We start from the raw sequence: 12,847 nt of genomic DNA, 5'->3' as shown, positions 1-12,847 counted from the left end.
CAGCATGGACGCAACACCCCTACATTGCGCATCCGCAGGCCTTGCACCCCATCCTTCATGATGTAAAACTATGGCACTCAATGTTTCAATAGTTTTAACAAATTCATTATTTTTTCGCCTGCCTTGGCCTTGGCTGCAGTTACCGGATCCATCGTGAGATGCATCCCGGCGTGTCGGCCCGGATCTGCACAGGGCATGCATCCTCTCCCCCGCAACCACATGAATCAAGCCCATGAAAAGAATCCTCAGCCTGTTTCTCGGAGGTATTTTCCTGGTCGCTGCCAGCCTGGTTCATGCGGCCTGGCCAGACCGGCAGATCACGCTGGTTGTACCTTTCCCGGCAGGCGGTGGCACTGATGTCGTGGGGCGCATCATCGCCAAGGAGCTTGCACAACGCCTGCGCGTCAACGTGGTGGTGGAAAACCGCCCTGGCGCCTCGGGCAACATCGGCGCGCGCCAGGTCTCCAAGGCCAGTCCCGATGGATATACGCTGCTGATCTGCACCACGGCCCAGACCATCTCGGGCGCGCTGTACACGCAGGCCGGGTATGACGTGGCCAGCGACCTGGAAGCCATCTCCACCATCAACGACAGTCCTCTGGTGCTCATCACACGCCCGGGCCTGCAGCTGTCGTCGGTGCAGGACCTGATCGAGCTGGCACGGCGCAGCCCCGGCAAGCTGACCTATGCCACGCCGGGCTATGGCAGCGCGGGCCACATGGCGGCCGAGGCCCTGAGTCTGGCCGCCGACATACGCATGCTGCACATCCCCTACCAGGGCGCCGCGCCCATGATGGCCGACCTGGTCAGCGGCCAGGTCGATATCGCCTTCGACCTGCTGATCACGGCCAAGCAGTATGTGAACCAGGGCAAGGTCAATCGCGTGGGCGTGGCCACGCGCGAGCGCTCGCCCCTCATGCCCGACTGGCAGACGCTCAGCGAGCAAAGCCCGGCCCGGCTCGGCAATTTCAACGAGACCGCATGGAATGTGCTCATGGCACCCAAGGGCACGCCGGCCGCGATAGTGAACGCCATCAATGCACAGATGAAAAATATCCTGGCCGATGAAAAGGTGCAGCGCAAATTCATGGAGCTTGGCAGCACCCCCCTTTGGAAATCCGTGGACAGCACCAAGGCATTCGTATCCGACGACGCCAGAAAATGGAGAAAGGTGGTCAGTGATGCCGGCATCGCGAAAATCTGAAATACCCCCTTCGCCGCAGAAACTGGCAGGGCCCGATGTCAATGCGCTGCACGAATTGCTCAATGCGCTGAAAAAGCACGGCATCGACATCCCCTTCGAGCGGCTGGGACCCATCCTGGCGGAGCACCAGCTGCTGATGGAGCACCGCGGCCTCGTCAACGAACTGGCCCATGAGGCGGGTCCCTCGCACATCCACACCACCATTTCCCGTCAGAGCAACCATGCGCGGCAGTCCTGAACTTTCCATACGGCAGATGGCCAGCGCGCTGCGCGCCGGCAAGACCACCTCGGAGATGCTGACCCGGGCGGCGCTGGGACGCATCCGCGCCATGGACATCGACATCCATGCCTTCACCAATCTCGATGCCAGCGGTGCCATGGAGGCTGCGCGCAGCGCAGACATGGCGCGCGCCGAAAGCGCCGACCTGCCGCTGCTCCACGGCATTGCCGTGGCCATCAAGGACGTCTACGACGTGGCCGGCCTGCCGACCACCTGCCAGTCCTGGCTGAGCCTGGACTATGTGCCCGAAGAGGATTCCACGCCGGTGCGGCGCCTGCGCGATGCCGGTGCCATCATCCTGGGCAAGCTGGCCACGCACGAGTTCGCCATCGGCGCGCCCAGCCCCGACCTGCCGTTTCCCGCGGCCCGCAATCCCTGGGACCTGGCCCATATCCCGGGCGGATCGTCGTCGGGCTCGGGCGCCGCCATTGCGGCAGGCTTCACGCGGCTGGCCCTGGGCACCTGCACGGGCGGCTCCATCCTCATACCGGCCGCATGGTGCGGCGCCGTGGGGCTGAAACCCACCTACGGCCGCGTCTCCAAGCACGGCGTGTTTCCGCTGGCCTGGACGCTGGACCACTGTGGCCCGCTGTCACGCAGCGTGGAGGACGCAGCCATTGCGCTGCAGGTGCTGGCCGGGCACGACCCGCTGGACCCGGCCAGCTCCACCGAACCTGTGGACGACTACTGCACGGGGCTTGAGCAGGGCGTGAAGGGCCTGACCATCGGCGTGCCGCAGGACCACTTCCAGTCGTCGCCCCAGGCATCGCCCACGTTCCTGTCGGCCTTCGATCGCACGGCCGCCCTGCTGGCCGAGGCCGGCGCCCGTCCCATCCACGTGAGCCTGCCCCACAGCCAGCAGTTCCTGGCAGCCGGCCGCGTCATCCTCAGTGCCGAGATGTTCACCATCCATGCGCAGGACCTGCGCTCGCGCCCGCTGGACTATGGCGAGCTCACGGCGGCGCGGCTGCTGCTGGGCGCCACCGTGTCCTCGGAGGACTACCTGAACGCCCTGCGCGTGCGCCGCATGCTGGCGGCCCGCGTGGACGCGGCCCTGGACCGCTGCGACGTGCTGCTGACCGCCATCACCCTGGATACGGCGCCGCGCTTCGATCCCATGCCGCATTTCCGCCACTGGCCGGTGCAGACCCATGCCTTCAACGTGACCGGGCACCCGGCCATCAGCGTGCCGGTGGGCCTGTCGCCGCAAGGCCTGCCGCTGGCCGTGCAGGTGGTGGGACGCTACTTCGACGAGGCCCGCATCCTGCAGGTGGCCCGGGCCATCGAGCGGCTGACCGGCTGGGAAAACCAGCTGCTGCCCGACGGCACCTGACCGCCGTGCTTGGCTTGGACACAGCCGCAGCAGCAGCCCCGGTCCTCGCTATCAGCCTGACCTCAGGCCTCCATGCGGATGATCTGGCGTATGGCCTCGCCACGCGCCAGGCGGTCAAAGCCCTCATTGATCTGGTCCAGCGTCAGGTGGCCGGTGACCAGGCGGTCCACGGGCAGCTTGCCGGCCGCATGCAGGGCCAGGTAGCGGTCGATGTCGCGGCGCGGCACGCAGCTGCCCATGTAGCAGCCCTTGAGCGTGCGCTCCTCTGCCACCAGGTGCCAGACCGGCAGGCTGATGGCCTGGGCGCTGGAGGGCAGGCCCGCCGTCACGGTCTGGCCGCCGCGCCGCGTGATGCGGTAGGCCATCTCCAGTGCCTTGGCCGATCCCACCATCTCGAAGGCATGGTCCACGCCGCCGCCCGTCAGCGCCCGCACCTGCTTGACGGCATCCTCGTCGCCGGCATTGACGGTGTCGGTGGCGCCGAAATCGCGCGCCATGGCCAGCTTGTCGGCATTGAGGTCCACGGCCACCACGCGGGCCGCGCCCGCCGCCGCCGCACCCATCACCGAGGACAGGCCCACGCCGCCCAGCCCCACCACGGCCACGCTCTGGCCGGGGCTCACCCTGGCGGTATTGGCCACCGCGCCCACGCCCGTCATCACGGCGCAGCCGAACAGCGCAGCCAGCTCCAACGGCACCGACTTGTCGATGCGGTGCACGCCGCGGCGCGAGAGCACGGCATGCTCGGCAAAGGCCGAGACGCCGACGAAGTGCGAGATGGGCTGGCCATTGCGCGACAGCCGCCTGGCACCCGACAGCAGGGTGCCCGCCACGCCGGCCTGGCCTGCGGGCTCGCAGAGCACGGGCCGGCCCTCGGCGCAGGGCTGGCAGTTGCCGCAGCCGGGCACGAAGAGCATGACCACGTGGTCGCCCACCTCCAGGTCGGTCACGCCCTCGCCCAGCGCCTGGATCACGCCTGCGGCCTCATGGCCGAGCACGATGGGCGTGTCGCGCGGACGGTCGCCGTTGATGATGGACAGGTCGGAGTGGCACACGCCTGCGGCGGCCACCTTGACCAGCACCTCGCCGGGGCCGGGCGGCGCCAGGTCCACCTCCCAGATCTCCAGCGGGCGGCTGTCGGCATAGGGCGCGGCTGCGCCCGTTCTCGTGAGTACGGCGGCGCGTATCTTCATGATGTCTTCACCAGCTTGCAGCTACTCTTGGACAGCGGGCGGAAGGCCTCGTCACCGGGGATGGTGGAGAGCACCTTGTAGTAGTCCCAGGGGTATCTGGATTCCTCGGGCTTCTTGATCTGCACCAGGTACATGTCGTGCACCATGCGGCCGTCCTCGCGCACCTTGCCGTTCTGGGCGAAGAAGTCCTCGATGGGCATCTGCTTGAGCTGGCGCGCCACCGCGTTGCCGTCGTCGCCCCTGGTGGCCTGCACGGCCTTGAGGTAGTTGGTGACGGCCGAGTAGGCGCCCGCATGGATCATGGAGGGCATCTTCTTCATCTTCTCGAAGAAGCGCCGCGACCAGGCGCGCGTGGCCTCGGTGCGGTCCCAGTAAAAGCCCGTGGTCAGCACCATGCCCTGGCCGTAGCGCAGGCCCAGCGCATGCACGTCGTTGATGAACAGCAGGCTGGGCACCAGGGTCTGCCTGGGCGCGATGCCGAACTCGTGCGCGGCCTTGATGGCGTTGACCGTGTCGCTGGTGGCATTGGCCAGGTTGATCACCGAGGCCTTGGACGCCTGGGCCTGCAGCAGGAAGGACGAGAAATCACTGGCGTTGAGCGGATGGAAGGTGGTGCCCACCAGCTTGCCGCCGCCGTCTTTCAGGAAGTCGGTCACATTGGCCGTCATGGCCTTGCCGAAGGCATAGTCCACGCCCAGGATGAACCAGTCCTTCTTGCCCTGGGCCAGGATGCCGCGCACCGCGCCATTGGCCAGCGCATAGCTGTCGTAGGTGTAGTGGATGGCCGTGGGCGCGCAGTGCTCGTTGGTGAGGATGTCCGAGGCGCCGCCGGTGTTGATCACCATCTTGCCGCGCTCACGCGCCAGGTTGTTGACGGCGATGGCGACGGCCGTGTTGTTGATGTCCACGATCAGGTCCACGCCGTCGCGGTCGAACCAGGTGCGCGCATGGGTGGAGCCCACGTCGGCCTTGTTCTGGTGGTCGGCCCAGACCACCTCGATCTTCCTGCCCAGCACCTGGCCGCCGAAGTCGGCCACGGCCATCTTCGCGGCCTCGACGGAGCCGCGCCCCGCCGTGTCCGCGTACAGGCCCGACATGTCGCTGAGCACGCCGATGCGCACCACATCGTCCGATATCTGCTGCGCCTGCGCCGCCGCCGCCCACAGCAGGCCGGCGCCCAGCGCGCAGCCGGCAGCGCGCGCCTTGGTCAAGCCGCCTCGCATCAAGCCTTTCCGCATATCCGTCTCCTTGTCTCGGGGTTGTTTTTCTGGATACCGAAGGCAAGCCTAAGCAGGCCATAGCGGCCCGCCTATGCGCGATTGCGAAAGGCGGGGTTGCAGCGCTGCGAAGCCGGGTTTGCCCCGACTCCGGCCCGCCGCCGCGCTCAGTCCGCCTGGATGCCGGCCACCTTGACCACCTGGGCCCATTTGCGCAGCTCGCTGCTCAGGCGCTCGCGCATCTGCTGCTGGGTGCCGGGGTCGGCCTCGGCGCCCGCCGTCAGCAGGCGCTGGCGCACGGCGGCATCGCGCAGCGCGGTGTTGAAGTCGGCGTTGATGCGCGCCAGCACGGCGGGCGGCGTGCGGGCCGGCGCAAACAGCGCGGCCCAGGAATAGGCCTCGTACTCGGGCAGGCCCGACTCGGCAATGGTGGGCACCTCGGGCAGCATGGCCGAGCGCTGGCGGCTGGCCACGCCCAGCACCTTGATGCGGCCGGACTTGATGTGCTGCAGCGCGCTGGGCGCATCGGCAAACATCAGCTGCACCTGGCCGCCCAGCAGGTCGTTCATGGCCGGCGCGCTGCCCTTGTAGGGAATGTGCTGCAGCTTGATGCCTGCATGCATGTTGAACAGCTCACCGGCCAGGTGCGTGCCGCCGCCATTGCCCGAGGAGCCGAAGCTCAGGCCGTTGCCGGACTTGGCCAGCGCGATCAGCTCGCGCACATTGCTGGCGGGCACCGAGGGATGGGCCACCAGGAAGACCGGGAACATGGCCGCAAAGCTCACGGGCGCGAAGTCGCGCTCTATGTCGTAGGTCATCTTCGGCTGCAGCGCCGGGTTCACCGCATGGTGGATGGAGCCCACGAACAGCGTGTAGCCGTCGGCAGGCTCCTTGGCAGCGAGGGCCGCGCCCACCATGCCGCCGGCGCCCGCGCGGTTGTCCACCAGGTTGGGCTGCTGCCAGATCTCGCCCAGCTTCTGGGTGAAGGCGCGCGCCGTGGTGTCCACGGGACCGCCGGGCGGAAAGGGCACGATGAAGCGCACGGGCCGCGTGGGCCAGGCATCGGCCGCATGGGCCACCCGGGCTGCGGGAAACAGGCTGCTGGCAGCCAGCGCGCCGCCGGCGGACAGCAGGCGGCGGCGCTGCGACGAAAAGGAAGACGGGCAAGAGGATGGGAGGGAAGACGGGGCATGGCGAAACTCCGGGCAACGGGCGGCGGCTTGCCGCGCGGCCCATTCTGGGCAAGCCGACCTGCGCCGTGTTTCGCGAATGTGGAAGGCGCGCTTCCAGGGCTCCCAAGCGGTGGAAACCCTGGGAAGCGGTCCACTCCGATGCCGCCTAGTGGCTGATCATCCAGGGCCGCCGCGAGGGCGCGGACTTTGCGCCGTTGGGCGCCGTCACCGTGGCGCTGCGCCGCCCCGATCCGCAGCAGCCGCAGCCTGCCGGGTGCCTGAGCCGCGCATAGTCATAGTCGCGCGAGCTGGCGGGCTCGTGGCGCGCGCGCTCGTTGGTGTCCATGGCGCGGCGCGTGCCGTCGGCCATCAGCGCCAGCCGGGGCGCGGCGGCCAGCACGCGCGCAGCAGCCGTGCCGCAGCCGGGGCAGGCCGCGGGCTCGTCGCGCAGGCGCAGCGGCCGCAGGGCCTCGAAGCCGCCGCATTGCACGCAGTCGTAGTCGTAGGTGGGCATGGGCGGACTCCTTGGCGTCAGCGCAGGTCGGGAGACAGGGGCATGTCGATGCTGCCGTCGAACTGGACGACCGGCCCCGCCGCGTTGGGGTTGATGTCGAAGTCGAAAATGCCCGTGGGCAGCCACAACGTGGCGCAGGAGTTGGGCACGTCCACCACGCCGCTGATATGGCCCTGCACGGGCGCCGTGCCCAGGATGGAATACGCCTGGGCGCCGCTGTAGCCGAATTTCTTCAGGTATTCGATGGCGTTCAGGCAGGCCTGGCGGTAGGCCACGTTGACATCCAGGTAGTGCTGCCTGCCGCTCTCGTCCACCGAGATGCCCTCGAAGATCAGGTAGTCGTCATAGCGCGGCGTGATGGGGCTGGGCTTGAAGATGGGGTTCTTGATGCCGTACTTGGCCATGCCGCCCTTGATGAGGCTGACCTTCATGTGCACCCAGCCGGCCATCTCGATGGCGCCGCAGAAGGTGATCTCGCCATCGCCCTGGCTGAAGTGCAGGTCGCCCACGCTCAGGCCGGCGCCATCCACATAGACGGGGAAGAACACCTTGGCGCCGCGCGAGAGGTCCTTGATGTCGCAGTTGCCGCCATGCTCGCGCGGCGGCACGGTGCGCGCGCCTTCGGCGGCGGCCTTGTCGCGGGCCTCGCCGCGCATCTGGCCCATGTGGGCCGTGCCGGCCGACGGCGGGTTGGCCAGGCCGGGCACGCGTTCGGGGTCGGTGGCGATGAGGGCGCGCTCGCGCTCGTTCCACATCTCCAGCATGGGCCGGTCAGGCAGGCAGCCGATGAGGCCGGGATGGATGAGGCCGGGGAAGTTCACGCCTGGTATGTGGCGCGAGCTGGTGAACATGCCCTTGAAGTCCCAGATCGATTTCTGGGCCGAGGGGAAATGGTCGGTCAGGAAGCCGCCGCCATTGTTTTTGGAGAAGAAGCCGTTGAAGCCCCAGAGGCTGTCGGGCTTGGCGCCGATGTCCAGCAGGTCCACCACCAGCAGGTCGCCGGGCTGGGCGCCCTTCACGCCCACGGGGCCGGACAGGTAGTGCACCGTGGTCAGGTCGATGTCGCGCACATCGTCGGCGCTGTCGTTGTTCTTGATGAAGCCGCCGGTCCAGTCGTAGGTCTCCAGGATGAAGTCGTCGCCGGGCTGGACCCAGCAGGCCATGGGAATGTCCGGGTGCCAGCGGTTGTGGACTCTTTCGTTGTCGGTGGGCGGGCGGTTCAGGTCCACCTTGATCAGCGTATCCGTCATGTGCAAAAACCTCCTGGGTGGGTGGGGATCGACAGCGGAGAACGGGCCGGAGTGCGGCGCGCCATTGCCGACCTTCCTGTGGCGCCACGCTAATGCCAAAGCGGCGGCGCGCCCTCGGTGCGCCGGCAGGCGGCGCAGGGCGGGTATGAAGAAAAGGCCGGGAATGCATAAACACCATAGCAGCCGTGCCCGCCGGCCCGCCTAGGCAGCAACCCTGGGTTGACAGCCGGGCGCCGGCACTGGTGAAGCCACCCTTCCAGATTGGCGAATTGAAGCGGCCCCGCGATGCGGGCATGCTGGCGGACAGCCGCTGCGCCCGCGTGCCGGGTGCAGCGCCAAGAACACCGAGAACGGAGACACCGCCCATGCACCTGAGCGCACAGACCCACTACCAGGCCGAACTCGATGCCGGCCGCTTCTGCATACAGCAGTGCCCGCAATGCACGCGCCATGTCTTCACCCCGCGCGAGCTGTGCCCGCACTGCGGCGCCAGCCCGCTGCGCTGGGTGCGCGCCAGCGGCCAGGGCACGGTCTACTCCACCAGCACCGTCGCGCGCAAGAGCGATGCCGGTGGCGACTACAACGTGGCCCTGATCGACCTGGACGAAGGCGTGCGCATGATGGGCCGCGTCGAAGGCATTGCGCCGGCCGACGTGCGCATAGGCCAGCGCGTGAGCGCCCATGTGGCGAGCAAGGACGGACGCGGCCTGGTGCTGTTCCAGCCCGCGCTGCAACCGGCTCCACAGGTTTCCCATGGAGGTGCAGCATGAGCGCCCGCATCCCCCAATCCACCCTGGACGCCGCCGCCGTGAACCGCCCGCTGCGCGGGCGCGTGGCCATTGCCGGCGCCGCCACCTATGGCTGTGGCGAGGCGCCCGGCATGGACGACATGACCCTGCTGGTGCGCGCCGCCCATGCGGCCGTGGCCGATGCGGGCCTGACCATGCAGGACATCGACGGCCTGGCCACCTGCAGCGTCAACGCGAGCATGTGGACCATGCCCGTGATCGAGCACCTGGGCATCAACCCCACCTATGTGGACGGCACGATGATCGGCGGCAGCAGCTTCATCGCCCACCTGCTGCCCGCCATCCGCGCACTGGAGGCCGGCCAGTGCAAGGCCGTGCTGGTGTGCTACGGCAGCGCCCAGCGCTCGGCCACCTTCGGCCGCAAGGAAGGCCAGGCGGCGCGGCGATTCCTGGACCCGCAGCCCTACGAGTTCCCCTACGAGCCCGTGCTGCCCGTGACCGCCTATGCGCTGGCGGCCGCGCGCCACATGCACGAGTTCGGCACCACGCGCGAGCAACTGGCCGAGGTGGCCGTGGCCGCGCGTGCCTGGGCCCAGCTCAACCCCGAAGCCTTCATGCGCGACCCGCTGACCATCGAGGACGTGCTCTCGGCCCGCCCCATCGCCAGCCCCTTGAGCGTGCGCGACTGCTGCCTGGTGACGGACGGCGCGGGCGCCATCGTGCTGGTGCGCGGCGAGCGCGCCCGCGACCTGCCGCGCCCCCCGTCTACGTGCTGGGCAATGCCACGGCCATCTGGAACCGCCAGATCTCCTGCATGCCCGACCTGACCACCACGGCCGCCGCGCAGTCGGGCGCCCAGGCCTTTGCCATGGCGGGGCTCACCGCTGCCGACATGGACATGGCCCAGGTCTACGACGCCTTCACCATCAACACCCTGCTGTTCCTGGAGGACCTGGGCTTTTGCGCCAAGGGCGAGGGCGGCGCCTTCGTGTCCAAGGGCGGTATCGCGCCCGGCGGGCGGCTGGCCGTCAACACCAACGGCGGCGGCCTGTCCTGCGTGCACCCGGGCATGTACGGCATCTTTGCGCTGATCGAGGCCGTGCGCCAGCTGCGCGGCGAGGCCGGCCAGCGCCAGCTGGGACGCCACCGCACGGCCGTGGTCCATGGCAATGGCGGCACCCTTTCCAGCCAGTCCACGGCTGTGCTGGGTACGGCCGAGGCGCTTTGATTCCGTAGAGAGAAGAAAGAACACCGCAATGATCCGCGACCAAGAAACCCTCGAAGCCCTGCTGGACAGCGTGCGCCGCTTTGTGCGCGAGCGCCTGGTGCCCGCCGAGAACGAAGTGGCCGAGACCGACGAGATTCCCGAGTCCATCGTGCAGGAGATGCGCAACCTGGGCCTGTTCGGCATGACCATCCCCGAGCAGTTCGGCGGGCTGGAGCTGACCATGGAGGAAGAGGTGCGCGTGCTCTTCGAGCTGTGCCAGACCGCGCCGGCCTTCCGCTCGGTGATCGGCACGACCGTGGGCATAGGCTCGCAGGGCATCCTCATCGACGGCACGCCCGAGCAGCAGGCGGCCTGGCTGCCCAAGCTGGCCACGGGCGAGATCATGGCCTCGTTCGCGCTGACCGAGCCCGAGGCGGGATCGGACGCGGCCTCGCTGCGCACCACCGCCATCAGGGATGGGGACCACTACGTGGTCAACGGCAACAAGCGCTTCATCACCAATGCGCCGCATGCGGGCATGTTCACGCTGATGGCGCGCACCGACCCGGCCAACAAGGGCGCGGGCGGCGTCTCGGCCTTCATCGTGGATGCGAAGTCGCCGGGCATCAGCTTCGGCAAGAACGACGTGAAGATGGGCCAGAAGGGCGCGCACACCTGCGACGTGTTCTTCGACAACGTGCGCGTGCCGGCGGCCAACCTCATCGGCCTGAAGGAAGGCCAGGGCTTCAAGACCGCCATGAAGGTGCTGGACAAGGGCCGCATCCACATCGCGGCCGTGAGCGTGGGCGTGGCGCAGCGCATCCTGCGCGACGCGCTGAACTATGCGCTGGAGCGCAAGCAGTTCGGCCAGCCCATCTGCGAGTTCCAGCTGGTGCAGGCCATGCTGGCCGACAGCCAGGCCGAGCTGTATGCGGCCGAGTGCATGGTGATCGACGCCGCGCGCCGCCGCGACGAGGGCCGCAACGTCTCCACCGAGGCCTCGTGCTGCAAGATGTTCGCCACCGAGATGGTGGGCCGCGTGGCTGACCGCGCCGTGCAGATCCTGGGCGGCTCGGGCTACCTGGCCGAGTTCGGCATCGAGCGCTTCTACCGCGACGTGCGGCTGTTCCGCCTGTACGAAGGCACGACCCAGATCCAGCAGATCATCATCGCGCGCAACATGGTGCGCGAGGCGCGCGCCGCATGAGCGCACCGGCCCCCGACCGCAATGCCTTCATGCGGCTGATCGGCGCCTCGCAGGTGCCCGCGCCGCCCGGCAAGGTCCATGTGCGCCTGCCCCACATGCGCGAGGAACTGCTCAACCAGCTGCCCGCCGCGCACGGCGGCGTGCTCATGACGCTGCTGGACTCCGTGATGTCGCGCGCCGCGGGCGAGCTGCCCGGTGCGCCATCGCAGACCGCCGTGACGGTGGAGATGAGCAGCCGCTTCCACCGCCCGGGCAAGGGCGCGCTGCTGGCCGAAGGCTGGGTGGTGCATGCCAACCGCAGCCTGTGCAGCTGCGCGGCGCAGTTGCTCGATGAAGACGGAAAGCTGGTGGCCACGGCCACCGGCACTTTCAAGTACTGGCTGGCACCGACCACGCTGGACCGGGGCACGGCCCAGGCCGACTGAGCGGGCGGCGGTCGGGGGGCGGCTGTTGGCCGGCGGCTACTCCAGCGTGAGCCGGCCCTGTGCGTCGGCCACCAGCAGCTCCACCAGCTCCTGGGCGAAGGACGGCAGGGCCTCCAGGCTGCGCACGCAGATCTGCATCTCGCGCACCGACCAGGCATCGGACAGCGGCACGATGGCGATGTCCATGGAATGCGCATGGCGGCTGGCGGCCGACTCGGGCAGCACGCCCACGCCCACGCCGGACTCGATCATGCGGCAGGCCGTCTCGAAGTTGCCCACCTGGATGCGCTGCTTGATGGGCCGGTGCAGCTGGTCGCTGGCCTGGCGCAGGAAGGCATGGATGGCGCTGGATTCGTGCAGGCCCACATGGTCCAGGTCCAGCGTGTCGGCAAAGGCCATCTGCATCTCGCCATCGAGCGCATGGCCGCGCGGCACGACCAGCACCAGGCGGTCGCGGCGGTAGGGCAGGGTCTCCAGGTTCTCGGTGCGCACCAGGCCGGCGACGATGCCGATGTCGGTCTGCCCCTCGGTCACGGCGCGCACGATGTCGTGCGACAGGCGCTCGCGCAGGTCGATGTTCACGTCGGGATTGCGGCGCAGGTAGTGGCGCAGCACGGGCGGCAGGAACTCGCCCAGCGAGGTGGTGTTGGCAAACACCCGCACATGGCCCTTGATGCCGCGCACGTACTCCTGCATGTCGCCGCGCAGATGCTCGATCTGGCCCAGCACCATGCGCGCATGGGTGACGAAGGCCTGGCCCGGCGGCGTCAGCGTCACGCCCTGGCTGGTGCGGTACAGCAGCTTGGTGCCGATGCTCTCCTCCAGGTTCTTGATGCGGGTGCTGGCCGCCGGCAGGGAGATGAAGGAAAGTTCCGCGCCACGCGTCATGCTGTTGGCGTCGGCGATGTGCACCATAAGGCGCAGATCCACAAGATCGAAATGCATGGCCATCCGGCATTGTAGAAAGCCGCAGGCTCCGGCACTGAGCCGCGCGCGTCAGTACAAACCGCAGTGCCGGCCCGTGCGCGAACGCGCGCTTTCACAAATGCGAAGCCGCAGCAGGCCCGCGCGCCGTAGCATGGGCCCATCTGCCCGG

Annotated in this window: 12 protein-coding genes and 1 pseudogene; 7 read left to right on the top strand and 6 right to left on the bottom strand. The window is 68.5% G+C overall.

Annotated elements, in window-relative coordinates:
• Positions 1 to 232: 232 nt before the first annotated feature.
• The 3 genes from CLV01_RS01305 to CLV01_RS01295 are packed head-to-tail and all read left to right on the top strand — an operon-like array spanning position 233 to position 2,817.
• Positions 233 to 1,204 carry a tripartite tricarboxylate transporter substrate binding protein gene (locus tag CLV01_RS01305; protein ID WP_099732538.1) on the top strand — a complete coding sequence of 324 codons (972 nt, stop codon included), beginning with the start codon at positions 233 to 235 and terminating at the stop codon, positions 1,202 to 1,204.
• Positions 1,182 to 1,442, top strand: a complete 261-nt coding sequence (locus CLV01_RS01300; protein WP_013800077.1) for a hypothetical protein — start codon at positions 1,182 to 1,184, stop codon at positions 1,440 to 1,442. Before CLV01_RS01305 ends, CLV01_RS01300 begins: the two co-directional genes overlap by 23 nt.
• A complete protein-coding gene (locus CLV01_RS01295) occupies positions 1,426 to 2,817 on the top strand; it encodes an amidase (RefSeq protein WP_097204699.1) in 1,392 nt (463 codons plus the stop codon). The genes CLV01_RS01300 and CLV01_RS01295 overlap by 17 nt, the downstream gene beginning before the upstream one ends.
• A 62-nt stretch (positions 2,818 to 2,879) precedes the next feature.
• Here the strand turns inward: CLV01_RS01295 and CLV01_RS01290 are convergent, their stop codons facing one another.
• The 5 genes from CLV01_RS01290 to fmdA all read right to left on the bottom strand — a co-directional run bounded on the left by CLV01_RS01290 (position 2,880) and on the right by fmdA (position 8,163).
• Positions 2,880 to 4,010 carry a zinc-dependent alcohol dehydrogenase family protein gene (locus CLV01_RS01290; protein ID WP_099732539.1) on the bottom strand — a complete coding sequence of 377 codons (1,131 nt, stop codon included), beginning with the start codon at positions 4,008 to 4,010 and terminating at the stop codon, positions 2,880 to 2,882.
• Positions 4,007 to 5,248: an ABC transporter substrate-binding protein gene (locus tag CLV01_RS01285; protein WP_099732540.1), complete on the bottom strand. Its 1,242-nt coding sequence runs from the start codon at positions 5,246 to 5,248 to the stop codon at positions 4,007 to 4,009. The genes CLV01_RS01290 and CLV01_RS01285 overlap by 4 nt, the downstream gene beginning before the upstream one ends.
• 146 nt (positions 5,249 to 5,394) lie before the next feature.
• The gene (locus CLV01_RS01280) at positions 5,395 to 6,360 is read right to left on the bottom strand and encodes a tripartite tricarboxylate transporter substrate binding protein (RefSeq protein WP_099735271.1); all 966 of its coding nucleotides are present in this window, start codon (positions 6,358 to 6,360) and stop codon (positions 5,395 to 5,397) included.
• A gap of 205 nt (positions 6,361 to 6,565) precedes the next feature.
• Positions 6,566 to 6,913 carry a zinc ribbon domain-containing protein gene (locus tag CLV01_RS01275; RefSeq protein ID WP_099732541.1) on the bottom strand — a complete coding sequence of 116 codons (348 nt, stop codon included), beginning with the start codon at positions 6,911 to 6,913 and terminating at the stop codon, positions 6,566 to 6,568.
• Between the two features lie 17 nt (positions 6,914 to 6,930).
• Complete coding sequence (gene fmdA / locus CLV01_RS01270) at positions 6,931 to 8,163, bottom strand: formamidase (protein ID WP_013800071.1); 1,233 nt, start codon at positions 8,161 to 8,163, stop codon at positions 6,931 to 6,933.
• A 365-nt stretch (positions 8,164 to 8,528) separates the two neighbouring features.
• Between fmdA and CLV01_RS01265 the strand changes: the two genes are divergently transcribed.
• From CLV01_RS01265 to CLV01_RS01250, 4 genes and pseudogenes are all read left to right on the top strand, one after another.
• Positions 8,529 to 8,933 (top strand): Zn-ribbon domain-containing OB-fold protein, encoded by a 405-nt coding sequence (locus CLV01_RS01265; RefSeq protein WP_099732542.1) that lies wholly within the window; start codon positions 8,529 to 8,531, stop codon positions 8,931 to 8,933.
• Positions 8,930 to 10,140 (top strand): annotated as a pseudogene (locus tag CLV01_RS01260) (thiolase). Before CLV01_RS01265 ends, CLV01_RS01260 begins: the two are co-directional and overlap by 4 nt.
• A 28-nt stretch (positions 10,141 to 10,168) precedes the next feature.
• Positions 10,169 to 11,326 (top strand): acyl-CoA dehydrogenase family protein, encoded by a 1,158-nt coding sequence (locus CLV01_RS01255; protein WP_099732543.1) that lies wholly within the window; start codon positions 10,169 to 10,171, stop codon positions 11,324 to 11,326.
• Positions 11,323 to 11,751, top strand: coding sequence for a PaaI family thioesterase (locus CLV01_RS01250; RefSeq protein ID WP_099732544.1), 429 nt, complete (start codon positions 11,323 to 11,325; stop codon positions 11,749 to 11,751). The genes CLV01_RS01255 and CLV01_RS01250 overlap by 4 nt, the downstream gene beginning before the upstream one ends.
• Before the next feature lie 36 nt (positions 11,752 to 11,787).
• On the opposite strand, the gene CLV01_RS01245 is transcribed toward CLV01_RS01250, so the two are convergent.
• Positions 11,788 to 12,702, bottom strand: a complete 915-nt coding sequence (locus tag CLV01_RS01245) for a LysR family transcriptional regulator (RefSeq protein ID WP_012202113.1) — start codon at positions 12,700 to 12,702, stop codon at positions 11,788 to 11,790.
• Positions 12,703 to 12,847: the final 145 nt, after the last annotated feature.

Source organism: Delftia sp. 60 (assembly GCF_002754395.1).
GTDB lineage: Bacteria > Pseudomonadota > Gammaproteobacteria > Burkholderiales > Burkholderiaceae_C > Comamonas > Comamonas acidovorans.
Note: the sequence above shows the minus strand (reverse complement) of the source record. Positions and strands in the feature narration are given on the sequence as shown.